Raw genomic sequence first — 25,533 nt, 5'->3', positions numbered from 1 at the left:
GTTCACGGTCCTTTCTCCGGCAGTGCGCGCACCCGCATGACCAAGTTCTCCGGCGGATCGGGGCAGGCGACGAGCGGTTCGCGGGCCAGCCACGCCGACAGGGGTTCCGGCCCGGCCCGTCCGGCGAGCGCGGACGCGACGGCGGAGATCGCGAACATGCAGAACCCGCGCCCCTCCGGCAGTTCGACGCCGCGGTCGCCGAGGTCGAAGCTGTCCCCGACGGCCAGTTCGCAGGCCGAGTAGTTCATCGATTCGACCGTGCACCGCAGGCGCGCGGTCACGGCCCGACCCGTTCGAGCCGGAGCAGGACGTCGTCGTCCGGGTCGGGGCAGCACACGAACGGCTTGCGCTCCAGCCAATCCCCCGGCGGCCGAGGATCCATTTTGGACATCACGAGCGGGACCGCGGCCAGCATCGCCTGAAGACAGAACGGCTTGCCGGACGGAATCCGCAACACCGGGCCGGTCACCTCGAACGCGTCGTCCGTCGCGAGACCGCAGCGCGGCGAAGCACCCTCTTCGACCACCACGCGCACGGTCGTCACGAAGCGGCTCCCAGCAGTTCTTCGGCGTACCCAGCCCAGTGGAACTTCTTCGCGCCGAAGTGCGCGAGCGCGCCCCACGCGTCACGGATGACCCGTTCCAGCGGATCGGACTGGTAGATGTAGCGCGAACCGTAGAGATCGACGCACAGGTCGAGGACTCGCCGCAGGGTCTCGCCCGCTTGGCTGTTGGCGACCCGCAGCCGCGCCTCCTCGACCGGATCCAGCACGCGCCCCGGCGTGAAGATCGCCTCGTCGGCGCGGCTGGCGACTTCCTCGATGCCGCGGTACACCAGGTCCGTCTCGGCGGCCGCCTGCCCGAACTGCTGCTTCGTCGCGGTGTCCAGTGTGGACACCTTGCCGCGGCAGCGCGTGCGGACGGCGTCCAGCGTCAGTTCGACCACGTGCCGAGCCAGCCCGAGGCACACCCCGGTCAGCGGGAAGAACAACAGGCCGACGTGCTTGTTGAGCGGATCCGCGTCCGGGTCCGGCGGAGCCTCCCGGTCGAAAACATGCGTCTCCGGAACGAAAACCGGCTCGGCGATCTCGTACGATCCGCTGCCGGATCCCCGGATTCCCAGCGCCTGCCAGTTCCCGGCGTGCCGGACCGCGGCGCGCGGAAGCCAGACGCCCAGCAGGATCTGACGTTCGTCGGCGCGCCGCACCGGTTCGCCTTCGCGGTAGACGAGACAGCCGCCGACGATGCGCTCGGCCGTCGGGGTGCCGCTCCCCCAGTCCCAGCGGCCGCTCACCAGATAGCCGCCGTCAACGATCTCCGCGCGGCCGGGCGGGTGGAACGAGCCGCCGGTCGGCAGGTCTCGCGTCGGGTACAGCTCGTCGTATGCGGCCTGCCCCAGCCGTCCGGCGTAGTAGCCCGACGCGTTGAGCACCGCGACATTCCAGCCGGCGCCCGCGTCGTGGCGCGCGATCTCCGCGACGACCGCGAGCTGGTCCGCGAGCGGCATTTCGAGGCCGCCACGGCTCGCCGGGAACCCCATCTGGAACAGGCCCGCGTCGCGGAACGCGCGCATCAGAGTGCCGGAAAGCCGGGCTTCGGACTCGCATCGGTCAGCTTCGGCGCGGACCAGCGGGCCCAGCGCGACGGCGTTGGCCCGCACCGCCGCGCTCGACAACGGGGCCTGCCATTCGTTCCCCCGGACCTCGCCGGGCTTTGCGTAGGTCGACGTCATAGCCGGTATTCTTCATCGCACCGGAGCGCACTGTCAACTATTTGGGACCAGTCAGGCGCCACGACGGCTGGGCTATGCTGGCGGCTTGCGCACCTCGACCGACGATCCGCTGTTCGACCCGAAACCGCAGGGCCTGCTCTTCAGCATGTTCGGCGCGTACCTGCACCCGAGGACGGCGCCCATGTGGTCCGGCGGGCTCGTCGTGCTGCTCGAAAAGTTCGGCGTCACCACCGCGACCGGCCGGATCACGCTCAACCGGATGGTGCACCGCGGGCTCGCCGAACGGCACCGCCGCGGCCGCGCGATCTCCTACACGCTCAGCCCGCGCGCGCTGCATCTGCTCGAGGACGGCGACAACCGGCTCGCCACGCTCGCGGCGGCCGACGACACGCCCAAAACCTGGACCGTCGTGTGGCACAACCTCGGCGACAGCCGCAAGGCCGACCGGTCGAATTTCGTCAAGCAGTTGCGGTTCCACGGGTTCGGGCAGCTGCAGGAAGCCGTGTGGGCCTCGCCGAAGGACTACCTGCGCGAGGTGAAGGACTACGCGAAACTGCTCGGCATCTCCGACGAGGTCGCGATTTTCCAATGCCAGCTGGACGAGGAGACCGTGCCCGCCGCGCTGCTGAGCCATCTGTGGCGGCTCGACGACCTCGCCGGGCAGTACGAACGGTTCGCCCGGCGCTACGCCGCGCTCGCGGCCGAACCGGAATCGGCGCCGGAAGACGCGTTCCTCGCGTGCACCACGATGCTGCACACGTTCCGGTCCTTCGCGAACCTCGACCCGGAGCTTCCTCCACTGTGGACACCGCACGCCGGAGCGCGGGCGAAGGCGCTCGCGGTGTACCACGAGGCCCTCGACGCGCTCCGGCCGCGCGCGGGCGCCTACTTCGCCGAGGCCGTCGACCCCGCGTCCGCGACTCCCTGACCGGGCAGCACCCGGTACTGTCCGTTGTAGAACAGCAACGGGTCCCGCTCGGCCAGCTTGGTCGCCACGACGCAGCCGATCACGATCACGTGGTCGCCCTTCACCAGCGTCGAGTCCACTCGGCACAGCAGGCCGGCCGGGGCGTCCCGGATTACCGGAAGCCCGTGCGCGAACTCGAAGGCTTCATCGTCCACAGCGGGCTGAGAACGGGCCAGCCGCTCGGAATGCCGCTGATGGTCGTCGGCCAGCACGCAGACGCTGAAGAACCCTCGCCGCTCGATCGCGGCGCAGGTCCGCGAACCGGTCTTCAAGCACACCAGGATCAGCGGCGGGGCAAGGGAAACCGAAGTGAACGAGTTGACCACTGCGGCGAACATCCGGTCCTCGTCGGCGGTGGCCACGACGGTCACTCCGGTCGCGAACCCTCGCATCACCGCGCGCAGGCTGCCCGGGTCCACCGGATCGGTCTCGTGCGCCACGACACTGGAACCCAGCCGGTTCGCCGTCATCACCGCTCCCCTTCCGTCTCGAATTCCCGCGCGCTGCTTCGCAGCAGCAGCGTGCAGACCGCGAGGATCCCCGCCAGCAGCACGCCGAACAACGGCACCGACCACACCGCCTGTCCGGAGACGTCGAACAAGAACACCGCCGCCGCGGGCGCGAATCCGCTGATGGCCGCACCGGTCTGGTATGCGAGCGAAACGCCGCTGTAGCGGACCTTGGTCGGGAAGAGGCTCGCGAAGTAGACCGGCGTCGGCCCCGTGATCAGCGCGTTGATCACCCCGGCGACGGCGAACGCCGCGAAGAACGCGACCTGGCTGTGTCCCGCGATCACGCCGAAGAGGACGAAGTTGAACACCGCGGTCAGCACCGCGCCGAGCACCACCGCTTTGTGCGCGCCGATCCGGTCGGCGAGCGCACCGGCGAAGATCACCGCGGCGGCGACCGCCGCGACGAGCACGACCTGCCCGGCCAGCGCGTGCGAACCGGACCAGCCGTTGTCTTTGCTGTAGGTGATCGCGAAGGTGAGCAGGATGTAGATGAGGCCGTTCGTGCCGACGCTCAGGCCGGTCGCCAGCAGGAGCGCACGCGGATGTTCACGGAACAGCACCCGCAACGGCGTCCGGCCGGCCTTCCCGGCGCCGACCTCGGCGACGAAGTCCTTGGTGTCGCGGGTGCGCGCCAACGCCAGGATGCCGATCAGCGTCACGATCCCGCCCGCCAGGAACGGGACGCGCCAGCCCCAGCTGAGCAGCGCGCTTTCCGGCATCGCCGCCGAAACGGCCGTGAACGCGCCGATCGCGAGCAGCGCGCCGAAACTCTGGCCCATGCCGGAGTAACTGCCGAACACGCCGCGTTTGCCCGCCGGCGCGTTCTCGACGCCGTAGACGATCGCGCCGCCGCTCTCGCCTCCGGTCGCCAGTCCCTGCACCAGCCGCAGCACCACCAGGAGAACCGGAGCCCACCAGCCGATCTGGCGGTACCCGGGCAGCAAGCCGACGAGCGTCGTCGCCGTGCCCATCGCGACCAGCGAAGCGAGCAGCACGGGACGGCGGCCGTAGCGGTCGCCGAAATGCCCGGACAGGATCCCGCCGAGCGGGCGCGCCACGAAGCCGACGCCGAAACTCGCGAGCGCGAGCAGGGTGGCGGTCAGCGGGTTGGCCACCGGGAAGAACACCGGGCCGAACATGATCGACGCGGCGATGCCGAACAGCATGAAATCGTAGTACTCGAGGGCCGTCGCGCCCGCCGCCACGAGGAACGCGGAGTTCCCCCTCGCGCGTTCGGTCGCCGGACTTTTCCGTGGGTCGATGGTGATTTCGCGAGAGTTGTCCGCCACCCCGCACCTCCTGTGCGCCCGGTCGTCTTCGCTGACGTGGTGTGGTGGGCGGCGGCCGAGGCCGCGCTGCCCGGGTAGCGCGGTAATCTACAGGACAGCCTACTGCGACGTCTATTAACCGCGTACGGTACCGGGCATGGCAGACGATCCCGCGTCCTGTTTCTTCGCCGAACGGTTCCGTCCCGCCGGAGTCCGGCTGGGTTTGCTCGTGTTGTCCGAATGCGACATCGCCGTCGCGGAAGCAGCCGCGCAGGTGCTGTCCGCGCACGGGCTGCGTCCGGCTCGGCGGCTCGCGAAACTCCGTCCTCGGCTCGGGTTTCCGGCGGTGGCTACACGGGAGGTGGTCGGGTTTCTGGAGCGGTACGGGCATGAGTACTGCGCGGCCTGGCTACCGGAAGCGACTGCGGACGGGCAAGGTCTCGACCAGAACGCGATCGAACAAGCCGGACGCGGGTGCGGGTGCGCCATCGGGTGGTACCGGCGCTCTTGACCACAGCCGCAGCCGACGTACGATCCCGCAGATGAGCCGCTTGGCCGGGATCGCCGAACTCGTGCGGGAGCGCGGGGAACGGATGGTGCGCGCGGCCGACGACGTGGACGAGGTCGTCGGCGCGTGCAGTTCCGCCCTGCGCCCGCACACGTTGCGGGTCCGCGAGCGCCGGCTTTCCGCGCGGCTCGACCACCTCGCCGCCGGTTCGGTCTCGCTCAACCGGCTGCGGTACGGCGCGGCCGTGAGCATTTCGGAACTGGCTCCCGAACAGGACGAGTTCCTGCTGTCGCTGCCGGTCGGCGGCCGGGCGCGGTTCGCCTACGGCGCGACGAGCGCGGTGCTGCGGCCGGGCACGGCATCGGTCGTGAGCCCGTACCGCGCGTTCCGGCTCGACCTCGACGGCGAGTTCGACCAGGTCGTGCTGCGCCTCGACCGGCCGCTGGTCGAGCGGACCGCCGCGCTGCTCGCCGGGGTGCCCGGCACGATCGCGGTGCAGTTCGAGCTTCGGGCGAACGCCGTCTCCCCCGGCGTGCTGGCGCTGGCCGAAGCCGCGATCCACCTGTCCGGCGGCGGCGCGCGGCCCGGGCACCTCGAAGCGCTGCTGGCCGAGACGTTGCTGCTCGGCCACCCGAACACCCTCAGCGAAACGCTTGCCGCCGAAGCGAAACCGCCGTCGTCAGCCCGGGTCCGCCGGGCGATGGACTACCTGCTGGCGCACCTGCCGGAGTCGTTTTCGATGGCGGCGGTGGCCCGGCATTGCGGGGTGTCGCTGCGCAGCCTGCAACTCGGCTTCCGCCGCGAAACCGGCCGGACCCTCAGCGAATGGCTCCGCGAACAACGGCTGGACCGAGCTCGCGCACTGCTGGCCGCGGCAGATCCGGCCAGCACCACGGTCACCGCGACCGCGACCGCTTGCGGCTTCGTGCATCTCGGCGATTTCGCCGCCCAGTTCAAGCGCCGGTTCGGCGAATCGCCGTCCGCGGTGCTGCGCGAAACCGACGACGGCGTTTCGCTCAGGCGATAGTCCCGACGCGGCGGGCTGCGCAGACTTCTGCGCATCGCAACTCCGCACCGCCTGAGGAGACCCGCCGTCATGCCACTATCCAATGAGGACAAACTCGCGATCGTCGAGCTCTCGAATAACCAAATGCGCGCCCTCGACAACCACGACGTCGACGGTTGGGTCGATGCCTGGGTCCCGGACGGACAGTTCATTTCCACCTATGGCACCTTCACCGGCCGCGCCGAACGGACCGAGTTCATCCAAGGCCACATCGCCGCCGGCAAAGAAGACGGTGCCCGCCACCTCCTGACGAACTACGTCGTCACCGGCGACAGCGACCGCGCGACAGTGACCTGCCTGGTCACCAAACTGCAGGTAGAAGCGCCGCCGTTCATCATCGCCACCGGCGTCTACCAGGACGTCGCGGTCCGCACCGCCGACGGCTGGCGCTTCGAATCCCGCCGCCTGGACATTGACCGCGGTGTCTTCGCCCGCGCCGAGGCGGCCGCGCGATGACGGACCTGGCCGTCGAACGGTGGGGAGAATCCGGCCCGCCGATCGTCATGGTGCACGGCAGCCTGAGCTCGGCCGCCACCGCGTTCGGCGAGCAGCAGGCGCTCGCCGACCGGTTCCGGATCATCGCCCCGTACCGCAGGGGATACCGGCCCAGCCCGCCGACCAACCGCATCGATCCCGACCGGGACGCCGCTGACGTAGCCGAACTCCTCGGCGACGGCGCACACCTGCTCGGCACCTCAATGGGCGGCGTGGTCGCCATGCGCGCCGCCGCTCTCGCGCCGGACCAGGTCTGGTCGCTCACCGTGGTCGAGCCGCCCGCCCTGCCGAACGGCTCCGGCCGTCCTGCTGCTGACCGGCTCGCGGTTGCCCTCCGCGACTACTGGGCCGACACCGCGGACAGCGACCCGGCGACGTTCGTGGCTGGGTTTCTTCGGGTGCTGAACGTCGATCTGCCGTTGCCGTCGCCGCTTCCGCCGCCGTTGCTGGAGGCTGCCCGCAACCTGATGACGGAACGGCCGTGGGAGACAGGTGTGCCGGTGGAAGCGCTGGCCCGCACGTCCTTCCAGAAGCTGGTCGTGACCGGCGGCGGCACCCCGGGGTTCGAGGATGTCGCTGATGCGCTGGCGGAGGGGTTGTCCGCCAGGCGGGTGCTGTTCCCGGGCAGTCCGCACGCGGTGCAGCGGATCGGGCAGCGGTTCAACGACGAGTTCGTGGCCAGCCTGAGCGGCTAGCGCGAGGGAGGGCCTGCCCGGCCCTCCCTCAGCCCCGCTCCCCCAGCGACCGCACAAACGCTTGTGTCGTCCGGTGTTTCGGCGCGCCCAGCACCTCCGCCGGCGTGCCCAGCTCCACGATCGTCCCGCCGTCCATCACCGCCACGCGGTCCGACACTTGCCGCGCGAAGCCGATCTCGTGCGTCACCACGATCATCGTCATCGTCCGCTGCGCGAGCCGCCGCATCACGCCGAGGACTTCGCCGACCAGTTCCGGGTCGAGCGCCGACGTCGGCTCGTCGAACAGCATCACGTCCGGCTCCATCGCCAGCGCCCGCGCGATCGCGACCCGCTGCTGCTGTCCGCCGGACAACTCGCGCGGATACGCCGCGTGCTTCTCGGCCAACCCGACCGACGCGAGCAACTCGTGCGCCTGCTCAGCGCACTCGCCACGAGACCGGCGCAGGACCCGCGTGGGCGCTTCGACGACGTTTTCCAGCACAGTGAGGTGCGGGAACAAATGGAAGCCCTGAAACACCATCCCGAACCGACGCCGCTGCCGGGCCGCCGCACGGTCGCTGAGCGGGTAGTACGTGTCGCCTTTGCGCGTGTAGCCGATCAGTTCGTCTTCGAGCCGGATCTCGCCGCCGTCCAGCGTTTCCAGATGGTTGACACAGCGCAGCAGTGTGCTTTTGCCCGAACCGGACGGCCCGATCAGGCACACCACCTCGCCCTGGCCGACGTCGAGGTCCACGCCGCGCAGCACTTCGAGCGGGCCGAAGCTCTTGCGCACGCCGGACAGCCGCAGGAACGTCATCGCGAGTACTCCTTGCCCGGGCGGCCCGCGGTGAACCCGCGGCCGAAACGGCGTTCGAGGTAGCGCTGGCCGATCATCGCGAGGCTGGTCAGCACGAGGTACCACAGGCAGGCGACCAGCAGCAGCGGAATGGTCTGGTAGGTGCGGCCGTAGATGAGCTGCACGGTGGTGAGCAACTCGGTGTAGCCGACCACCGACACCAGCGAGGTGTTCTTGAACATGGTCACGAGCTCGTTGCTCAGCGGCGGGATGATCACGCGGATCGCCTGCGGCAGAACGACTCTGCGCAATCGTTGCCGCCGCGTCATCGCGAGCGCGGTCGCGGCTTCCAGCTGCCCGGCGGGCACCGACAGGATCCCGGCGCGGAAGATCTCCGCGCTGTACGCGCCGAGCACCAGCGCGAGCCCGACGACCGCGGCGGAGAACTGCGAGATCAGCCGGTTCGTCGGCACGCTGAGGAACTCCGGGCCGAACGGGATGCCGAGCGACAGCTTCGGCAGCAGCGCGCCGAGAAAGAAGATCAGCAGGAGCAGCACCAGCGCCGGGATGGCGCGGATGAACCAGATGTAGGCGGTCGCGACCCAGCGCAGGACCGGGTCGTCGGACAGCCGCATCAGCGCGACGACCACGCCCACCACGAGCCCGGCCGCGCTGCTGAGCAGGGTCAGCAGCACCGTGTTCAGCAGGCCGCGCAGGATGTCGGCCGAGAACAGGTACCCGCCGACGAGACGCCAGTCCCAGCGCGGGTTGGTGATCAGGAAGTGCGCGAACATCGCGGCCAGCACGAGCGCGACGCCCGCGGTGAGCCAGCGCGCCGGCTGCCGTCGCCGGGCGAACCGGACGCTCGCCGGAGCCTCGACGGGCGCGCGGGTGGAGGTGGGGGTCGACATCAGGGCTCCTTCAGAGCGGCCCGGACGGCGGCCGTCGCGGGGACGGCCGCCGAGCGGGTCAGACGGTGACGAACTCGCCGAGCGTCCGTTCGGTGTGCGGATAGGGCGCGTCGTTCTCGTGGCCCGCCACGCCGAGACCGGCCAGCGCGGCCACGATCCCCGCGCCGCGGGTACTGGCCAGCTCGACCGCGCGGACGTTGTCCTCGATCTGCGCGATCCGGGTGGAACCGAACAGCACCGACGCCGTCGCCGGCTGCGCCAGGCAGAACGCGAGCGCGAGCTGCGACGGGCTCGCGTCGAACGAGGCCGCGATCTCCTTCAAACGAGGCACGAGTTCCTTGATGCGCTCGCGGATGCCGCCGGTGTCGATGCCGATCTTGCGTTCGGGGTCGAGCTTTCCGGCGAGGATTCCGCCCTCCATGGTGTCGGAGGCGTGCAGCGAGATTCCCGTTTCGGCGAACAGCTTCTGGTACTCCGCACTGTCCACAACGGACCTGCGCGCGACACTGTACTTGAGCTGGACGAGCTGCGGGGTCGGAATTCCCTGCGCCGCGGCGTGGTCGTAAGCGGTGCGGAGGTCGGCGGCCGACCAGTTCAGCGCGCCCCAGCTGCGGGCACGGCCGCTGGTGACGAGTCCGGCGAGTTCCTCGGTGATCGCGGCGACGTCCATCCCGGGCCGCGGGTGCTCGGTGATGATGACGTCGACGTAATCGGTGCCGAGCCGGACGAGCGATTCGTCGAGCTGTTCGGCGAGCGGCTGCCGCGGATAGTCGAAATACCAGACCTTTTCGGCGATCGCGTATTCCTCGCGAGGTTTCCCGACGACGTCGAGGATCCGGCCGAGCAGCACCTCGGTATGGGGTTTGTCGCGGTAGTAAGCGACGTCGAGGAAATCGATGCCGAGGTCGAACGCGCGCCGGACGAGCGCGACGCCCGCTTCGAACGTCATCCGGCTGTAGGTGTTCCACGACCCGAGCGACAGCGCGGAAACCGTGGGCCCCTCGCGGCCGATGCGACGGTAGTCCATGTGTTTCTCCTTCTTCGTTGGACCGGGCGGCTCAGAACTGGGAACCGTTGACCGCGACCCGGTCGACGGCGATCGAGCCCTGTCCCCATTCGTCGAGGATCTTGCGGTAGGTGCCGTCCTCGACGAGCTTCTGCAGCGCACGCTGCGCGGCGTCGCGCAACTGCGTGTCGTCCTTGCGGAACCCGGCCGCGTACGGCGCGAGCCAGTGCACGCCGTCGCCGGTCAGCTCGAACTGGCCGGGGTTCTGCTTGATCAGGTAGTTCGCCGGCGCGATGTCGTTCCACGCGGTCTCGACGCGGTCGCTCTGCAGGGCCAGCACCATCGCCTGCCCGTCGGCGAACGCGTTGATGTTCACCGCGGGCTTGCCGCTGCCGACGCATTCCTTGCTGACCCGCTGCGCGTCGGTCTCCTCGATCGACCCGCGCCCGATGGCCAGCGAACGGCCGCACAGATCGTCGATTCCCTTGACGCCGTGCGGGTTCCCGGAACGGACCATCAGCGCGGTGCCGCCGCGCAGGAAGTCGACGAAGTCCATCGTGGGTTGCCGGGATTTGAAGTCCCCCACCGACATCACGGCGTCGAACCGTCCGGAAAGGACACCCGGCATGACGTTGCCGCCCTCGGTGCGCACCACCTGCACGTCCAGGCCGAGCAGCGCGGTCCACGCCTTCGTCAGGTCGACGACCACGCCGGTGATCTCGTTGTTGTTGCCGCTGTTGACAAACGCGAGCGGCGGGACACTCGCACTGGTAGCGACGGTGATCGTTTTCTTGTCCCGGTACCGCTGCGGCACGAGCGCACTGAGCCCGGCGTCGGCCTGGACCGCCGCCTCCGCCCCGGCCCCTTTCTTCGGCACGCCTTCCGGCGCGGGCTCCTGCGGAGCGGCGCAACCGCTCAACGCCACGAGCGCCGCACACGCGGCGGCGGCAACGCGCCCTCGGGTTCGGTGTCGCATCGAGACCTCCATTGCTCTCTCGGACGCCGGGAACGCTAGAAGCCGGTCCCGAACATTGTCAAGGCTTTGACGTTCAACCTTTGACAATCTCGCGGAACCTGGCATGATCGAGAGGCGTGAGGGAGCCCGAAGCCGCCGAACCGGATTACTGGACCTTTGTCGACCACGCGGTCCGCTCGGTGAGCGAAACCCTGCCCGAGGTCGACCCGGACGCGATGCGGCTGGTGATGACCCTGCACCGGGCCACCGACCTGCTGTCCTACGACCTGCACGCCCGCCTCGGCGAGATCAGACTGAACGAATCGGCTCAGCTGAGCAGCACCGGTTTGCGGCTGCTGCTGGTGCTGTCGGCTTCCGGCCCGCTGGAGTTGCGCAGAGTGGCAGCGCTGTCGGGGATGAGCCGGGCGGCGGTGTCGGCCGCGGTGGAGAACCTGGCCGCGAACGGGTTGGTCGGGAAGGAACCGTCGCAAGAGGACCGGCGGACGGTGCTGCTGCATTTGACGCCCGAGGGGCAGGAGACGTTCGCGCGTTGCTTCGCCGCGTACAACGCGGGGGAACAGCATTGGGCGGCGACGCTGACGGCTGAGGAGCGGGGGCAACTGGTGGGGTTGCTGACGAAGCTGATGCAGACTCAGGACGTTCAGCGGCGGGCCTGAGCGTCTTGGGTCGTGCGTTCGCTCAGATGCTCGCGGGCGACTCCGCTCCTGCCAACCCGTGCGGCAACTTCGGATACTGCGCCCGCATCGGCTCCGCGCGGCTGATGTCGGGTAGCCCGCAGCAGTTCGTCGTCGGCACCAGCGGAGGCAGCCCGTGTGCGGGGCGTGCGTCCGCTGGTCAACAACTTCCCCGCCGTACGACAGGCCTGCCAGGCCGTCGACAAGCGAGGCCAGTTCGCGGCGTCCTTCCGCCCGATGCCGCCGCGCGGAACACGAAAAGTCACTTGCTTACCCCCGATCGGACTACTTCGAGGTTTCGCGCCCGGCGCGGCGAGGTGTCGCTCCGGGCGTCGTCATCCGCCAGAGGAGGAACCATGCACGCACAGCGCGGAGATTGGCTGGTCGTGAAAGGAATCCACGTGGACGTGCCGGAGCACCGGGGCCGCATCGTGGCCGTGGGGTCGCCGGACGGGGACCCGCCGTTCACCGTCCGCTGGCTCGGCGCGGACCACGAGTCGACGGTCTTCCCGGGGCCGGACGCGATCGTGCTGACCGACGCCGAGCTGCCCGCCCGGACCGTCCGTGAGGGGAACCCTGAGGGAATCAGAGTCCCTCAGGGTTCCCCTCACAGCCCTCGGGTGGCAAACCGCCGCGAACCTCCCGTTCCGCGGTGAGGCTATTTCCCGATCCGGTTCCCGATCCAGCGCCCGATCTCGATCAGCACCACTCCCGCCGCGGCACAACACACTGCCGTCAGCGTGTAGCCGGTGTTGCTCGGGTCGAGCTCGAAAGTCTCGCGCGTCCACGGCAGCAGGAACATCAGCGCCGAAACCACCGCCATCGTCGCCACCAGCGCGGCCTTCCACCAGGTGTAGGGCCGCGCGACGACCGCCAGCACCCACAATGCCAGTGCCATCAACGTCATCAGCGCCGTGGTGCTCGCCTGGACCTGCTCGGCATGGGTGGTCGCGTTGCCGGGATGGACCAGGATGTACGCGACGAACGACGCGGCCCCGATCACCACCCCGGCCGGGATCGCCATCCGCAGCACGCGGCCGACGAAGCCGCTGCGCGCGCGGTCGTTGTTGGGGGCGAGCGACAGCACGAAGGCGGGCAGGCCGATGGTGAACCAGCCGACGATCGTGACGTGCCGGGGCAGGAACGGGTACGGCATCGCGTCCTGGCCGATCAGGCCGGGCACGCCGACGATCAGCGCCAGCAGCACCGAGTACACGGTCTTGGTGAGGAACAGGTTCGCGACGCGTTCGATGTTGCCGATCACCCGGCGGCCTTCGCCCACGACGTACGGCAGGGTCGCGAAAGCGTTGTCCAGCAACACGATCTGCGCGACCGACCGGGTCGCCGGGCTGCCCGCGCCCATCGCGACGCCGACGTCGGAATCCTTCAAGGCGAGGACGTCGTTGACGCCGTCGCCGGTCATCGCGACGGTGTGTCCGCGAGCCTGCAGAGCCGCGACCATCGCCCGTTTCTGCGCGGGCGTCGCGCGGCCGAACACGGCGGTGCCTTCCAGCTCCTCAGCCAGCTTGCCGGGGTCTTCGGACAGCGTTCGCGCATCGACCGGGGCCTCGCCGCCGGGCAGCGCCAGCGCACGGGCCACACCGCCGACCGACACCGCGTTGTCGCCTGAAATCAGTTTCACCGCAACGCCTTGGGCGGCGAAATAGTCGAGCGTCTCGCGGGCGTCGCCGCGGATTTTCTGCTCCAGCACGGCCAGCGCCACCGGCGTGACCTCGCCCGGCCCGTCCGGCGCGTCCACGGCGTTCGCCGCGCGGCCGAGCAGCAGCACCCGCAGTCCCTGCGCGCCGATCCGTTCGGCTTCCGCGCGCTCCTCCGATTCGGCGGGCAGCAGCACGTCCGGCGCGCCGAGCACCCAGTCGCCGTGCTCGCCGAAGGCCGCGCCGCTCCACTTCCGCGCCGACGAGAACGGCACCACGGCGGTCGGCGTCCAGTCCGGCGCGGCCGGGCAGCCCTCCGCGATCGCGACCAGGCTGGCGTTCGGGCGCGGATCGGCCGCGGCGAGCGCGGCCAGCACCGTCTCCGGCGCCTCGCCCGCCTCGTGCAGCCGCCGCAGTTCGGCCAGCCGCATGGTGTTCTCGGTGAGCGTGCCGGTCTTGTCCGCGCACACGACATCCACGCGGGCCAAGCCCTCGATCGCGGGCAGCTCGTTGACCAGGCATTGCCTGCGGCCCAGCCGGATCACGCCGACCGCGAACGCGACCGACGTCAGCAGGATCAGGCCTTCGGGGACCATCGGGACGAGCGCCGCGACCATCCCGCGCAGCGCGTCGGGCAGCTTCTGCGAACCGGAAAGCTGGTTGTAGATCGACAGCGCGCCGGCCGGGACCAGCAGGTACGTGATGACCTTCAGGATCTTGTTGATCCCGTTCCGCAGCTCCGAATCGACCAGCGTGAACCGGCCCGCCTCCTCGGCCAGCTTCGCCGCGTACGCCTCCGAGCCGACCTTCGTCGCCCGGTACGCGCCGTTCCCGGCCACCACGAAACTGCCGGACATGATCGGGTCGCCCGCGCGCTTCACCACCGGGTCCGATTCGCCGGTGAGCAGCGATTCGTCGACCTCCAGCGCATCGGCGGACAGCACCTCGCCGTCGACCACGACCTGGTCGCCCGCGCCGATCTCGATCACGTCGTCGGCGACGACCTCTTCCGGGGCCAGCTCGCCGCTCGTCCCGTCGCGGCGCACGCGCGGGCGCACCTGGCCGACGATCGCGAGCCGGTCCAGCGTCCGCTTGGCGCGCAGCTCCTGCACGATGCCGACGACGCTGTTCGCCACGATGACCCCGGCGAACAGCCCGTCCAGCAGGTAGCCGGTGGAGAAGATGATGACCGCGAGCACCGCGAAGATCGCGTTGATCCGGGTGAAGACATTCGACCGGACGATCTCCCACGCGCTGCGGCTCGTGCGCGAGGGCACGTCGTTGGTCCGTCCCGCGGCGACCCGCTCGGCCACCTCGGCCGCGGTGAGCCCGCGCGTGCTGTCCTGCGTGAGCAGGCCGTCGTCCCCTGGCATGGGTTCGACCTTACGCAGTTTCCGGGCAAACCCGTCACGTCGCCGCCCCGGCGGGTCCGCCCGTTCGGGTGACTCGGCGCAGGTCACCGCCCGAGACGGGACGCGCGGACCTCCCTCGTTCCGATCAGATCGAGGTGCACCTCACGGCGCGCGAACCGCCATCCGCCACCGGTCTTGGTGTAGCGGTCGAGGTAGTGCAGATGCCACACGGCGTCGGCGAAGCGTCCGTCGCGCGGGGTCACGTGGTGGGCAACGCAAGTGATCCGTCCGCGTGCGGTCGCCGTATCGTCCTCGGGATCGAAGACTGTCCCGGTGATGCCGTGCGCGGTCAGCGGCACGTCGTCCAGCACAGACAAGGCCGCTGCGACGGCTTCCGGACCACGATGCTCGTGGACCGGGCCGAACTCGCGAGGCGGATCCGGCAGCACGAGCACCCCGTCGTCGCCGAACAGCTGGGCGACCCCGGCGAAATCGCGCTCGTCGACGCGGGCGGCGTAACGGTGCACGAGATCGTGCAGCGCGGCCCACTCCTCGACGGGGATCACCAGTCCTGCCAAGGCACGATCGTCCGGACCGGTCCGGACAGCAGCACCCGCTCGGCCTCGGCATGCGGCGCGGGCTCCCAGTGGCGTTCCCGCGCGGCGATTTCGCGGCTCACCTCGGCCGGGTCCTCGTCCAGGTACAGCAGCCGGACTCGCAGCGAGCCCGGCCTGCGCTCCTCCGCGGAACCGATGTTCAGCGTCGAATGCTGCTGCCTGCCAAGGAAGGAGAACGTCCAGGCTCCGGCGACGCCCGGACAGGTCAGCAGGTCGGGAATGCGCGTCCGGTCCTGCCACGCGAACTGCGCGTGCGCCTCGCCGCTGTGCGGTTCGGCCAGTTCGGTGACCGTGACGTGCAGTCCGCGGTTCGGCCGGAACGGCAGCGCGTCCGCGGACAGCCGGACGCGCGGCGCGACGTAGCCGAGCACCGGCGTGAAGAACCCCAGCAACGGCCGCCGCACGCCCGGAATCAGCGGTCCGCGGCCCCATTGGAACGAGTCTTCGCCGAGTTTGCGCCATTCGGCCACGCTTTGCTCGTACGGCGGGCGGAACCAGTACATCGCGACGTAGTCGACGCCAGCCAGCTCCGGGCTCGCCGTGCCGTCGCCGGTCCAGGCCCAGCGGTCGCCGTGCGCGACGCCGGGGAGGCGCAGGTTCTCCGGCAGGTGGTCCAGCTGGTGCCACTCGTTGTACTCGCGTTTCCGCGAAGGGTCGGCCAATGCGACGAAGGAGAAGAACGCTCGTTCGGACAACACCGGGCCGAGCCTACGAACAACGGCGCGGCGGTGGCGGCGATCGTCTCGGCGACCGGGACGGGTTCAGCTCAGCCACTGCTTCGGCGGCGGGTACACATACCGCGCGATGGTGGTGCTCACCCAGCCGATGCAGAACCCGCCGAACACCGGCAGCACGACCTGCACCTCGTGTCCGCCGCGAAGCAGGCCGGTGAGCAGGAAGACCAGCGCCCACGCGACGAGCAGCCCGGCGCTGTAGGTCCAATAGTTCCTCCGCATGGCAACCTCCCGACGCTCTCCTTCGCCAGTGTTCCCCGCGCAGATCTCGATCGCAGGTCCACTGGCCGTCTCGGCGAGCCTGAGATCAGGCCCTATGCCTCGATCAGGTCGAGGTCGCGGACGCAGAAGCCGTGGTGCTCGAAGGTCTCGTTGAGCACCGTGCGGAGGCACTGCCGCACCGAACGGCCCCGCGCGTACGGCGGCCAGACATCGTCTTCGGGCACCGGCGCCGGCGCCGCGAGCTGTGCCGCGGTGACCTCGTCAAGCCAGGCCTCAAGCTCGGCGGCTTGTGCGTCGCGCACGCGCACGATCTCGTCGAGCGACGGGTCGAGCGAGCGGTCCAGGCCGTGCGCTTCGCGGTAGGGCTCGGCATCCGGCCCGATGCCCATCGGCGTGAACAGCTCCGTCGAGCCCAGGCAGCAGCGGCGGAACCACGAATCGTGGACGAAGACCAGATGGCGCATCGTCTGCGCCGCCGACCACTCGTCGTTCACGCTGCGGCCCTCGACGCCGGGCGTACGGCGGATCCGCTCGACCGTGGCGGCCCAGCCTTCGCGGAGCTGACGCGCCGCCTCGCGCAGATCGGCGGGGTCCTCGGAGCGGATCAGCACCCGCACCGGATGCCGCCGGTCCAGCTCCGCCTCGACGTACTCGCCGACCTCGACCCCGTTCACCACGAGGTGGGAGACGAGCCCGTCGATCACGGCGTCCTGCATGACGACACCGATCAGGCGCGCCCCCGTCAGATCGCACTCGCGGAACTCCGCACCGTGCAGGTCCTCGTCGACATACCGTTTCATGCTCCGCATCCTAGGTCCGGGCACCGACAAAACCGGCCGCCCTCGGCGTGCGGGACGGTCCTCCCGGCCGATCGCCGCGCCGGGAAACCACCCGGGAAGATTTCGGTATTCGGCCGCACAAAACGGTCTTTCACTGCCTTTAGACCGGAAACCGAGGGCACCGAAATGCGGCTATGCTCAATTCCGTGGCGCCGAACAAAATCGTGCCTCCCGGCGGCAGTCGCCGTACGGGCTTGCTGCTCGCGCTCCTCCTCGGCGTCGCAGGCTGCTCGTCCGCGCCGCCACCGCCGCGCCTGTCGCCGCCGCTGCCCGACGCCCCGCTGGATCTCACGCAGTTCACCACCAAGCCCTGCGACCTGATGACCTCTCACCAGCTGACCATGTTCTTTGTCAGCAACCAGGGAACCGCCTCCCCCGCCGCCGGGAAAACCACCTGCACCTGGATCCCCCACGACACGAAGGCCCTGACGTACGTCGCTTCTGTCGACACCACCTCAGGCGGGATTGAAGCGCTATACCACCGCCGAGCCGCGGTGGCGAACTTCACCCCGGTCTTCGTCCACAGCTACCCCGGCGTCCACCGAGACGACCACGACGGCCACTGCACCGTCGAAACCGGCGTCGCCGACGACACCCTGCTCAACGTCACCGTCACGGCCACCGATCCCAAGCTGGAGGCGTACGGGGACCCTTGCTACGAAGCCGACCGATTCGCCGGAATCATGGTCGCCTACCAAGCCAACCGCGCACCCTGACCGGTCAAACCAGCACGCAGTCCCCGCACTTCGGACCGTCACGATCCGGCGTCGCCCGATAAAACAGACAGCAGCTGCGACGCCGAAACCGACCGTTCTCCCGAGTCGCGGTACCAGCCAGCTCCGGCAGCTCCTCTAGCGCGGCAACGATTTCGACGACCCGGCCAGTCCACTCTGGACGCTCGGACCGCAAGACCGTCACCGCCCCGTTCAGCGCCGACGCGACATTCCCCCGCCGGACGTTCTCCGCCAGCGAGAACTGCGCCATCGCCTTGTCCAACCGTGCCAACGGACCGCGCAGCACCCGTTCCGCGAAGGCACTGACCACATCGGACTCAACCGGCGGATTCTCCTTCAAGGACAACGGAAAAGCACCGCCGAGCTTCGGCTGCCACCAAGCCTTCGAGTAGTCCGGAACCGCTCCCGCGCCGACGGCAAGACCCAACGCGGGCGAAAGGAGCCGCGCGGCCAGCCCGAGATGCGCGATCGACGCCGCGACCCGCAATTCCACGAAATCGCCACCGAGCACGGCCCGGTTCTGCGCGATTCGCCTCCGCAGCACCGGGCCGTCATCGAGGACTTCGGACAGCGGACGCCACGGCTCGGCGGGTTCCTCGGCCGAATGCGTGTCGACGGCGAAGAACGGGCCCAGTCCGGTCAGCGGGTTCACGCCTCGACGGTAACCGCGCGCCCGCGGTCCAGCACGCGTTCGGCGAGCGGGCCGAACACGAGCGCGATGGTCGCCCACAGGACGACCTGCGCCAGCACCGAGTAGAGCCGGAATCCGACGAGCGTGTCGGCGGGGAATCCGGGGTACACGATCTGGCCGTCGGGGCCTTTGAGCGGCAGTGGGGTTTCGCTGGTCTGCGGCCCGTACTCGGCGACATTGCTGGCCAGCGACCCGAGCGACGGCAGCAGCGCCATCAGGAGCGCGGACAGCACGACGAACCCGGCGCCCGCGACGAGCGTCGCGTTCCAGTTGCCCAGCCGCGGCGCGAGCCGTTTGCCCACGACGACGGCCGCGACCAGGAAGACCACCGACGCGACGACCATGGTCAGGTACAGCCCGGTGCGCGCGCCGATGGTGGCCTCGTGACCGACCGCCGGCGGGTTGGCCGGGTATTTCAGGAACGGCACGAGGTACAGCGACAGGAACCCCGCCCCGGCCACGAGCACCGCCAGCACCCGCGCGCGGATCCGGCCGACGCGGCCCAGCAGCACGGTGTAGGTCACCGCGAACAGCAGGCCCATCGCCACTCCGAAGAGCACCATGCCGAGCCCGATGCCGAGGTTGCCCTGGACGGCCCGGCTGAAAATCTCGTGGCCCTCGTGTTCGCTCGCCATCCCGGCGGCCTTGTCGAGCGCCATCTGCGCCTCGTCGCGGCCGGATTCGTAGTCGATGGCCGCTTGGGTCAGCGGTTCGGCGAAGATCCGCGCGAAGACGAACGCCAGCAATCCGCCCAGCGCTCCGGCGAGGAGGCCGCGCAGAATAAGCTTGTTCTGCATTGTTCGGTTGTCCGTTCCGGGCGCGTCAGTGGCAGGGGAAGCCGAGGAAGTGCCGCGCGTCGTGGACGAACTCGTGCACGTGCGTGTCGCTGCCGAAGATCGAGACCGCGCCTTGGTCGACGCCGATGAAGTAGTACAGCAGCAGCGCGCCGACGACGGTCGCGCCGAGCAGCAAAGCGGCTTTCGACACGGGCAAGACGACCGGGGTGGACCGGTCGGCCGGAATGGTGGCCATGGCTCTCCTTCGGGATGACGCGTCCCTTGCGGGTGGACCTGACGACGGCTCCTCGACCTGACTCGCCCGGGATGGGCACACAGTGGCGCGACCGTGCCGGAATCTCACCGGCTTCGGGAAGCCGTCGCGCGAGCAGCACGCTACGGCGGTGTCCGGCCGGTCGTCAATCGCCCGGGGGTCCGACGTGTCGCTTATCGCCTGGTTCGCCCAGCCGGTGTGCGCGGGGTCGCACCGAACGGAGCAGGGCCGCTCACGCGGGGTTGCGGTAGAAGGCCAGGTGCTCCGGGCAGAACGCGCTTGCGGTGCGGGTCATTCGGCAGTCGCGCCGGGCTTCTCGCAGCAGCGACGGATCTCCTACGGCGAGCCGGTTCCCGTCCGCCTCGAGAATCCGGAGGCCGGTCATCGCCCGGGTCCGCTCCGGCAGCGCTCGCGGGAAGTTCTCGTCGAGCACCAGCTTCTCGAGACCGCCGACCCCCGTCAGATGCAGCCCCCGCAGATCGAGCGTCGTCTCCCCGTCGGCGCGTGAAGCGTTGCGCGCCGAGCGGGAAAGCTATACCGTGCCTGAACTAGAACAGGTTATAGTTTCGGCGGTGCGCGGGACGAGGAGCGGACATGGCAGCCAGGGTGGCCCGGAGCAACGAAGCCGACTACGTGGTCGTCGGGTCGGGCAGCTCGGGAGCTGCCGTCGCGGGACGGCTCGCGGAGTCCGGGGCCAGCGTGATCGTGCTTGAGGCGGGCAAGAGCGACGAGCAGCTGCTGTTGCGCAAGCCGGGGCTGGTCGCCCCGCTGCACGCGGTGCCCCAGTTGAAGAAGACGAGCGACTGGGGGTTCTACTCGGTCCCACAGAAACATGTTCTCGATCGGCGCATGCCGGTGCCGCGCGGGAAGGTGCTCGGCGGCTCCAGTTCGGTCAACGGGATGGTCTACGTCCGCGGCAACCGGGCGAATTTCGACTCCTGGGCGGCGGAGGGCAACACCGGCTGGGACGCCGACGGCGTCAACGCCGCGTACAAGCGCATGGAGGACTTCGAGGACGGCGAGAACGCCTTCCGCGGCGCGGGCGGGCCGATCAAGATCACCCGCAACAAGATCCCGCAGGAAGGCACGCTGCAGTTCCTCGACGCGACGGCCGACGCGATCGGCTGCGACATCATCGACGACTACAACGGCGAATCGCAGGAGGGCGTCAGCCGGATGCAGCAGAACGCTGCCGACGGCCTGCGCTACAGCGCCTCGCGCGGCTACCTGCACCACCTCGCGCCCCGGACGCTCGAGATCCAGTCCCGCGTGTTCGTGCGGAAAGTGGTGATCGAGAATGGCCGCGCGACCGGCGTCGAGGTGACCGACGCGGGCGGCAAGCGTCGCACGATCCGCGCGGGCAAGGAGGTCATCCTCGCCGCCGGGTTCGTCGGGTCGCCGCAGCTGCTGATGCTGTCCGGGATCGGGCACGCCGAGCACCTCAAGGAGCACGGCATCGACGTGCTCGCGGATCTGCCGGTCGGCGACAACCTGCACGACCACATGTTCCACGCGCTGACGTTCCAGGTGTCGTCGTGCAAGAACAAGGGCACCGCGCCGTATTTCGCCCGCGGGATGGCCCGCGAGCTGCTCAAGCCGGGTTCGACGTTCCTGGCGAACTCGGTGTTCGAGGCGCTCGCGTTCCTCAAGACGTCGCAGGCCACCACGGTGCCGGACCTGCAGCTGCACCTGCTGCCGTGGGCGTACGTGTCGCCGAACCAGGACGCGCCGATCCGGCATCCGGTCGACAAGCGGCCGGCGCTGACCGTCCTCACCACGCTGATCTACCCGAAGAGCCGCGGCACGATCCGGCTCGCTTCGGCGGACCCGGCCGCGACGCCGCTCATCGACCCGCAGTACCTCTCCGACCCGGCTGACCTCGAAGTCCTCGGCGAGGGGTCCGAGATGGTGCGCGAGATCTTCGCGTCGAAGGCGTTCAAGGGCTCGATCAACGAGGAGATCCACCCGGGCAAGCAGGTGCGCGGCCAGGAACTGCGCGACGCGATCCTCAACCGCGCGACGTCGGTGTACCACGGCGTCGGCACCTGCCGGATGGGCGTGGACGACCTCGCCGTCGTCGGGCCGGACCTCAAGGTGCGCGGCGTGGACGGGCTCCGGGTCTGCGACGCCTCGATCATGCCGTCGATCACCGGCGGCAACACCAACGCGCCCTGCATCATGATCGGCGAAATGGGCGCGCAGCTGGTTCTTTCCGGCAACTGAGAAGGAGCGGAAGACCATGACCGTCACCCCGGTCCGGCCCACTCGTCCGGCCTCGGCGACCGACGAGTTCCTCCGGCGGCTCGTCGCGCGCGTGCCGGGTACGGGCGGCGCGGTGTGGCCGCTCACCGAGGTCTACACCGGCGACATCCTGGTGGAGCTGCCGCAGTCGACGCCCGCCGACATCGAGCAGGCGTTCGCCACCGCGCGAACGGCGCAGGCGAAATGGGCCGCGACGCCGCTCAAGCAGCGGCTCGCGGTGTTCCAGCGGGCGCACTCGCTCTTCATCGACCGCGCGCGGACGATCGCCGACCTCATCCAGGTCGAAAGCGGCAAGAACCGGCGGATGGCGATCGAGGAAACGTGCGATCCGCCGATGATCATGAGCCATTACCTCCGCCGGGCGCCCAAATTGCTCGCTCCGACACGGCGCGGCGGACCGGTGCCGCTGGTGTCGTCGTCGACCGAGATCCGGGTGCCCAAGGGCGTGGTCGGGATCATCGCGCCGTGGAATTTCCCGTTCGCCACCGGTATTTCCGACGCCATTCCGGCACTGATGGCGGGCAACGCGGTCGTGTTGAAGCCGGACAACAAGACCGCGCTTTCGCCGCTGTACGGCGTGCAGTTGCTGGAAGAAGCGGGTTTGCCGAAGGGCCTGTTCCAGGTCGTGTGCGGCGAGGGTCCGGACGTCGGCCCGACGCTCATCGACCAGGCCAACTACGTGATGTTCACCGGCTCCACCGCCACCGGCAAGGTGATCGGCGAACAGGCGGGCCGGAACCTGATCGGCTGCTGCCTCGAACTCGGCGGCAAGAACCCGATGATCGTGCTGCCGGACGCCGATTTCGCCGACGCGGTGCCGGGCGCGGTGTTCGGCGCGTTCGGCAACACCGGGCAGATCTGCATGCACATCGAGCGGATCTACCTGCCGGAGTCGCGCTACGAGGAATTCAAGGAAGCCTTTGCCGCCAAGGCTGCTTCACTCGATGTGCGGGCGGCTTACGACTTCGGCCCGGAAATGGGTTCGCTGGTTTCGGTGGACCACATGAACCGGGTCAAGTCCCATGTGGACGATGCGGTCGCCAAGGGAGCCACCGTGTTGTGCGGCGGGCGTCCCCGGCCGGACCTCGGCCCGGCGTTCTTCGAGCCGACCGTTCTGGAAGGCGTCACGAAGGACATGCTGTGCGGGGTCACCGAAACGTTCGGCCCGGTCGTGGCGCTGCATCGGTACCGGACGGTGGACGAGGCCGTCGAACTGGCGAATGACACCGACTACGGGCTGAACGCTTCGGTGTGGGGCAAGGACATTCGCGCGGCTTCCGCGGTGGCCGCCCGGCTGGAGACGGGCAATGTCAACGTGAACGACAGCCTGGCGACGGCGTACGCCGCCAAGGGGACGCCTTCCGGCGGGGTGAAGACGTCCGGAGTCGGCGCCCGGCACGGGGACCAGGGGCTGCTGAAGTACACCGATGTGCAGAACCTGGCAGTGCTGAAGAAGCCGGTGATGAGCCCGCGGCCGGGACAGAAGTACGAGAAGTACGTGGAAGGAATGCTCTCCGGACTGAAGATGATGCGGCGGCTCAGGATCCGGTGATGTCCGCAATGGACTGACGCACTGCCCGGACCACCTTTCCGTCCGCTTCGGCCAGTCCGCTGAGCCGGGTCCGCCGCGTCACCAGTCCGCCCAGGACCAAATCGACCAGCTGCGCGCCCACCTCCTCGGCCGACACCGGGCCGTCCGGGTCGAACCACGTCCACGCCCATTGCGCCGAGCCGAAGATCAGCAGGCTCCGCACCTCGACGTCGCACGAGCGGAACTCCCCCGACGCGACCCCGTCGGACAGCACCGCTCGCACCAGGTCGAGGTATTCCGCGCGCATCCGGCGGCCCTGCGCCATCGCCTCGTGGTCGGCGAGCCGGACGACCTCGCGCTGGAACGCGACAGTCGCCTCCCGGTCCACCACCTGGTACAGCACGAACGCGTACAGCAGCCCGGCCAGCTGCTGGGTCGGCGTCGCGAGGCGTTCGCGGATCAGCGCGGCCTCGGCGAGCCTGCGGCGCATGTACGACTCGTGCAGCGCGGCGAGCAACCGGTCCTTCGTGCCGAAGTGGTGCACGATGGTGCCCTTCGACAGCCCCAGCTCGCCGGCGATGTCGGAGAAGTTCGCGGCGTCGTATCCGCGTTCGGCGACGTAGCGGGTGAACGTCGCCAGGATGTCCCCGGCGCGGCCTTTGGGTGGCATCGGCCCACTGTAGCCGAAGGTTTGACCACTGACCGTCCGTACGGTTACCTTCGTCCTGGTCCCCGGCGACGAATGAGTCTCGGCATGGCATCGAGCTTGGCGCAGTGGATTGCCCGGCGCGGCACCGTCACCCCGGAGGCGGTCGCGCTCGTGGCCGCGGAGACCGGCGAGCGGATCACGTACGCCGAGCTCGAACAGCGGGTCGCGCGGCGGGCGGCGGCGCTGCGCGAGCTGGGCGTGCGCAAGGGCGACCGGGTCGCTTTGCTGGGCCTGAATTCCACTGGCTACCTCGAAACGCTCTTCGCGGTCGCCTGGCTCGGCGCGATCACGCTGCCGATCAATTTCCGGCTCGCGGCGGCTGAAGTCGAGTACCTCCTCGAGGACGCCCGGCCGGTGGTCGTGGTGCACGACGACACCTTCGCCGCGCTCGCGCAGGAAGCCTCCGGTGGCCGGGCGCTGGTCAACAACAGCGAGCTCGGCACGACCGAGGACCGAGTCGAACCCGAACCGACCGGGGCGGACGACGTCGCGGTGCTGATGTACACGTCCGGCACCACCGGGCGGCCCAAGGGCGCCATGCTCACCCACGGCAACCTGGAGGCGAACGCGATCAACGTGCTCACCTCGGGAGAAGGCTTGCTCCCGTCCGACATCACGCTGACGGTCGCCCCGCTCTTCCACATCGGCGGGCTCGCGCTGTTCACCCTGCCTTTGCTGTACGCGGGCGGCACCGTGGTGGTCGCGGGCAAGTTCGATCCACAACAGACACTCGCGCTGATCCAGCGGGAGCAGGTCACCGTCCATTTCATGGTGCCCGCGATGTGGGCTGCGATGACGCAAGTCCCGGACTTCGATTCCTACGACCTGTCGCGCCTGCGCTACCTGCTGTGCGGCGGGGCGCCGTGCCCGCTTCCGGTGATCGAGTTCTACGAGGGCAAGGGACTGACCTTTGTGGAGGGTTTCGGGATGACCGAACTCTCCCCCGCCGCGCTGGTGCTGGAATCGGCGTTCGTGCGCTCGCACGCCGGGTCCGTCGGACGGCCTTTCCTGCACGTCGAGGCGCGGATCGTGGACGAACGCGACGACGACGTCCCGACCGGAACGGTCGGCGAACTGGTACTGCGCGGCCCGAACGTCTTCGCCGGCTATTGGGGCCTGCCCGAAGCGAGCGCCGAAACCATGCGCGGCGGCTGGTTCCATTCCGGCGACCTCGCCCGCTGCGACGCGGACGGCTTCGTGACTTTGGTCGACCGCAAGAAGGACATGATCATTTCCGGCGGCGAGAATGTCTATCCGATCGAGGTCGAGCAGGTGCTGCACCGGCATCCGGGCATCGCCGACGTCGCGGTGATCGGCGCGCCGGATCCGCAGTGGGGAGAAACCGTGATCGCGGTGGTCGTTCCGGCCGACGACTCGCTCGACGGGGACGCGGTGATCGCTTATTGCCGGGAAAGGATCGCCGCGTTCAAGTGTCCCCGCCGGGTCGAGGTGGTCGCCGAGCTTCCTCGCAATGCCACGGGGAAGCTGCTGAAACGCGAACTTCGCGCCCGGTACACCGACTCCGCCGCATCGGTCTCCCGGTAGGGCCG

General features: G+C 69.5%; 30 protein-coding genes. 11 read left to right on the top strand and 19 right to left on the bottom strand.

Annotation, left to right across the window (positions count from 1 at the left end; translation table 11 throughout):
- Window positions 1–2: 2 nt before the first annotated feature.
- From ACFORO_RS36550 to ACFORO_RS36540, 3 genes are read right to left on the bottom strand one after another with little or no spacing between them, the layout of a single operon-like run.
- Window positions 3–281, bottom strand: a complete 279-nt coding sequence (locus tag ACFORO_RS36550) for a TIGR04076 family protein (RefSeq protein ID WP_377896721.1) — start codon at window positions 279–281, stop codon at window positions 3–5.
- A complete protein-coding gene (locus ACFORO_RS36545; RefSeq protein WP_377876308.1) occupies window positions 278–544 on the bottom strand; it encodes a TIGR04076 family protein in 267 nt (88 codons plus the stop codon). Before ACFORO_RS36545 ends, ACFORO_RS36550 begins: the two co-directional genes overlap by 4 nt.
- A complete protein-coding gene (locus ACFORO_RS36540) occupies window positions 541–1,731 on the bottom strand; it encodes an acyl-CoA dehydrogenase family protein (protein WP_377876310.1) in 1,191 nt (396 codons plus the stop codon). Before ACFORO_RS36540 ends, ACFORO_RS36545 begins: the two co-directional genes overlap by 4 nt.
- Before the next feature lie 85 nt (window positions 1,732–1,816).
- Here ACFORO_RS36540 and ACFORO_RS36535 point away from each other — a divergent pair, with 85 nt between their 5' ends.
- Window positions 1,817–2,659, top strand: coding sequence for a PaaX family transcriptional regulator (locus tag ACFORO_RS36535; RefSeq protein ID WP_377876312.1), 843 nt, complete (start codon window positions 1,817–1,819; stop codon window positions 2,657–2,659).
- On the opposite strand, the gene ACFORO_RS36530 is transcribed toward ACFORO_RS36535, so the two are convergent.
- Both ACFORO_RS36530 and ACFORO_RS36525 read right to left on the bottom strand, forming a co-directional pair.
- The gene (locus ACFORO_RS36530) at window positions 2,617–3,168 is read right to left on the bottom strand and encodes a flavin reductase family protein (RefSeq protein ID WP_377876314.1); all 552 of its coding nucleotides are present in this window, start codon (window positions 3,166–3,168) and stop codon (window positions 2,617–2,619) included. The genes ACFORO_RS36535 and ACFORO_RS36530 overlap by 43 nt on opposite strands.
- Window positions 3,168–4,499, bottom strand: a complete 1,332-nt coding sequence (locus ACFORO_RS36525) for an MFS transporter (RefSeq protein WP_377876316.1) — start codon at window positions 4,497–4,499, stop codon at window positions 3,168–3,170. The genes ACFORO_RS36530 and ACFORO_RS36525 overlap by 1 nt, the downstream gene beginning before the upstream one ends.
- A 136-nt stretch (window positions 4,500–4,635) precedes the next feature.
- On the opposite strand from ACFORO_RS36525, the gene ACFORO_RS36520 reads away from it, so the two are divergent.
- From ACFORO_RS36520 to ACFORO_RS36505, 4 genes are all read left to right on the top strand, one after another.
- Window positions 4,636–4,989 carry a hypothetical protein gene (locus tag ACFORO_RS36520; protein WP_377876317.1) on the top strand — a complete coding sequence of 118 codons (354 nt, stop codon included), beginning with the start codon at window positions 4,636–4,638 and terminating at the stop codon, window positions 4,987–4,989.
- Window positions 4,990–5,020: 31 nt separating this feature from the next.
- Window positions 5,021–6,013, top strand: coding sequence for an AraC family transcriptional regulator (locus ACFORO_RS36515; RefSeq protein WP_377876319.1), 993 nt, complete (start codon window positions 5,021–5,023; stop codon window positions 6,011–6,013).
- A 69-nt stretch (window positions 6,014–6,082) separates the two neighbouring features.
- The gene (locus tag ACFORO_RS36510; protein WP_377876321.1) at window positions 6,083–6,508 is read left to right on the top strand and encodes a nuclear transport factor 2 family protein; all 426 of its coding nucleotides are present in this window, start codon (window positions 6,083–6,085) and stop codon (window positions 6,506–6,508) included.
- On the top strand, window positions 6,505–7,242 hold the full coding sequence (locus ACFORO_RS36505; protein ID WP_377876323.1) for an alpha/beta fold hydrolase: 738 nt from the start codon (window positions 6,505–6,507) through the stop codon (window positions 7,240–7,242). The genes ACFORO_RS36510 and ACFORO_RS36505 overlap by 4 nt, the downstream gene beginning before the upstream one ends.
- 28 nt (window positions 7,243–7,270) lie before the next feature.
- On the opposite strand, the gene ACFORO_RS36500 is transcribed toward ACFORO_RS36505, so the two are convergent.
- From ACFORO_RS36500 to ACFORO_RS36485, 4 genes are read right to left on the bottom strand one after another with little or no spacing between them, the layout of a single operon-like run.
- Window positions 7,271–8,038: an amino acid ABC transporter ATP-binding protein gene (locus ACFORO_RS36500; RefSeq protein WP_377876325.1), complete on the bottom strand. Its 768-nt coding sequence runs from the start codon at window positions 8,036–8,038 to the stop codon at window positions 7,271–7,273.
- Window positions 8,035–8,928: an amino acid ABC transporter permease gene (locus ACFORO_RS36495; protein ID WP_377876327.1), complete on the bottom strand. Its 894-nt coding sequence runs from the start codon at window positions 8,926–8,928 to the stop codon at window positions 8,035–8,037. The genes ACFORO_RS36500 and ACFORO_RS36495 overlap by 4 nt, the downstream gene beginning before the upstream one ends.
- A gap of 58 nt (window positions 8,929–8,986) precedes the next feature.
- Complete coding sequence (locus tag ACFORO_RS36490; protein ID WP_377876329.1) at window positions 8,987–9,955, bottom strand: aldo/keto reductase; 969 nt, start codon at window positions 9,953–9,955, stop codon at window positions 8,987–8,989.
- Between the two features lie 31 nt (window positions 9,956–9,986).
- Entirely contained in the window at window positions 9,987–10,910 is a 924-nt protein-coding gene (locus ACFORO_RS36485) for an ABC transporter substrate-binding protein (RefSeq protein WP_377876331.1), read from the bottom strand.
- Between the two features lie 116 nt (window positions 10,911–11,026).
- On the opposite strand from ACFORO_RS36485, the gene ACFORO_RS36480 reads away from it, so the two are divergent.
- Both ACFORO_RS36480 and ACFORO_RS36475 read left to right on the top strand, forming a co-directional pair.
- A complete protein-coding gene (locus ACFORO_RS36480; RefSeq protein ID WP_354745748.1) occupies window positions 11,027–11,566 on the top strand; it encodes a MarR family winged helix-turn-helix transcriptional regulator in 540 nt (179 codons plus the stop codon).
- A 374-nt stretch (window positions 11,567–11,940) separates the two neighbouring features.
- Window positions 11,941–12,240 (top strand): DUF1918 domain-containing protein, encoded by a 300-nt coding sequence (locus ACFORO_RS36475; RefSeq protein WP_377876334.1) that lies wholly within the window; start codon window positions 11,941–11,943, stop codon window positions 12,238–12,240.
- A 2-nt stretch (window positions 12,241–12,242) separates the two neighbouring features.
- Here ACFORO_RS36475 and ACFORO_RS36470 read toward each other — a convergent pair whose 3' ends face one another.
- The 5 genes from ACFORO_RS36470 to ACFORO_RS36450 all read right to left on the bottom strand — a co-directional run bounded on the left by ACFORO_RS36470 (window position 12,243) and on the right by ACFORO_RS36450 (window position 16,967).
- Window positions 12,243–14,615, bottom strand: coding sequence for an HAD-IC family P-type ATPase (locus tag ACFORO_RS36470; protein WP_377876336.1), 2,373 nt, complete (start codon window positions 14,613–14,615; stop codon window positions 12,243–12,245).
- 83 nt (window positions 14,616–14,698) lie between these two features.
- Window positions 14,699–15,172, bottom strand: coding sequence for a nuclear transport factor 2 family protein (locus ACFORO_RS36465; protein WP_377876338.1), 474 nt, complete (start codon window positions 15,170–15,172; stop codon window positions 14,699–14,701).
- Entirely contained in the window at window positions 15,157–15,909 is a 753-nt protein-coding gene (locus ACFORO_RS36460) for a hypothetical protein (RefSeq protein WP_377876340.1), read from the bottom strand. Before ACFORO_RS36460 ends, ACFORO_RS36465 begins: the two co-directional genes overlap by 16 nt.
- Window positions 15,910–15,972: 63 nt before the next feature.
- A complete protein-coding gene (locus ACFORO_RS36455) occupies window positions 15,973–16,167 on the bottom strand; it encodes a hypothetical protein (RefSeq protein ID WP_354745758.1) in 195 nt (64 codons plus the stop codon).
- 92 nt (window positions 16,168–16,259) lie between these two features.
- On the bottom strand, window positions 16,260–16,967 hold the full coding sequence (locus ACFORO_RS36450; protein WP_377876342.1) for a DinB family protein: 708 nt from the start codon (window positions 16,965–16,967) through the stop codon (window positions 16,260–16,262).
- A 185-nt stretch (window positions 16,968–17,152) separates the two neighbouring features.
- Between ACFORO_RS36450 and ACFORO_RS36445 the strand changes: the two genes are divergently transcribed.
- Window positions 17,153–17,722, top strand: coding sequence for a DUF3558 family protein (locus ACFORO_RS36445; protein WP_377876344.1), 570 nt, complete (start codon window positions 17,153–17,155; stop codon window positions 17,720–17,722).
- Between the two features lie 4 nt (window positions 17,723–17,726).
- Here ACFORO_RS36445 and ACFORO_RS36440 read toward each other — a convergent pair whose 3' ends face one another.
- The 4 genes from ACFORO_RS36440 to ACFORO_RS36425 form a co-directional block, all read right to left on the bottom strand.
- Window positions 17,727–18,392 carry a (2Fe-2S)-binding protein gene (locus ACFORO_RS36440; RefSeq protein WP_377876346.1) on the bottom strand — a complete coding sequence of 222 codons (666 nt, stop codon included), beginning with the start codon at window positions 18,390–18,392 and terminating at the stop codon, window positions 17,727–17,729.
- On the bottom strand, window positions 18,389–19,228 hold the full coding sequence (locus ACFORO_RS36435) for a CbtA family protein (RefSeq protein WP_377876348.1): 840 nt from the start codon (window positions 19,226–19,228) through the stop codon (window positions 18,389–18,391). The genes ACFORO_RS36440 and ACFORO_RS36435 overlap by 4 nt, the downstream gene beginning before the upstream one ends.
- Before the next feature lie 25 nt (window positions 19,229–19,253).
- On the bottom strand, window positions 19,254–19,463 hold the full coding sequence (locus tag ACFORO_RS36430) for a CbtB domain-containing protein (protein WP_043827060.1): 210 nt from the start codon (window positions 19,461–19,463) through the stop codon (window positions 19,254–19,256).
- Between the two features lie 250 nt (window positions 19,464–19,713).
- Window positions 19,714–19,914: a hypothetical protein gene (locus tag ACFORO_RS36425; protein ID WP_377876351.1), complete on the bottom strand. Its 201-nt coding sequence runs from the start codon at window positions 19,912–19,914 to the stop codon at window positions 19,714–19,716.
- Window positions 19,915–20,075: 161 nt separating this feature from the next.
- Here ACFORO_RS36425 and ACFORO_RS36420 point away from each other — a divergent pair, with 161 nt between their 5' ends.
- On the top strand, window positions 20,076–21,704 hold the full coding sequence (locus ACFORO_RS36420) for a GMC family oxidoreductase (protein WP_377876353.1): 1,629 nt from the start codon (window positions 20,076–20,078) through the stop codon (window positions 21,702–21,704).
- 16 nt (window positions 21,705–21,720) lie between these two features.
- Window positions 21,721–23,295, top strand: a complete 1,575-nt coding sequence (locus ACFORO_RS36415; RefSeq protein ID WP_377876355.1) for a succinic semialdehyde dehydrogenase — start codon at window positions 21,721–21,723, stop codon at window positions 23,293–23,295.
- Here the strand turns inward: ACFORO_RS36415 and ACFORO_RS36410 are convergent.
- On the bottom strand, window positions 23,282–23,944 hold the full coding sequence (locus ACFORO_RS36410) for a TetR/AcrR family transcriptional regulator (RefSeq protein WP_377876357.1): 663 nt from the start codon (window positions 23,942–23,944) through the stop codon (window positions 23,282–23,284). The genes ACFORO_RS36415 and ACFORO_RS36410 overlap by 14 nt on opposite strands.
- Window positions 23,945–24,028: 84 nt before the next feature.
- On the opposite strand from ACFORO_RS36410, the gene ACFORO_RS36405 reads away from it, so the two are divergent.
- Complete coding sequence (locus tag ACFORO_RS36405) at window positions 24,029–25,528, top strand: acyl-CoA synthetase (RefSeq protein ID WP_377876359.1); 1,500 nt, start codon at window positions 24,029–24,031, stop codon at window positions 25,526–25,528.
- Window positions 25,529–25,533 lie beyond the last annotated feature (5 nt).

Origin of the sequence: Amycolatopsis halotolerans (assembly GCF_042647905.1) — a bacterium.
GTDB classification, from domain to species: Bacteria; Actinomycetota; Actinomycetes; order Mycobacteriales; family Pseudonocardiaceae; genus Amycolatopsis; species Amycolatopsis halotolerans.
This window is presented reverse-complemented; position numbering and strand designations above follow the sequence as displayed.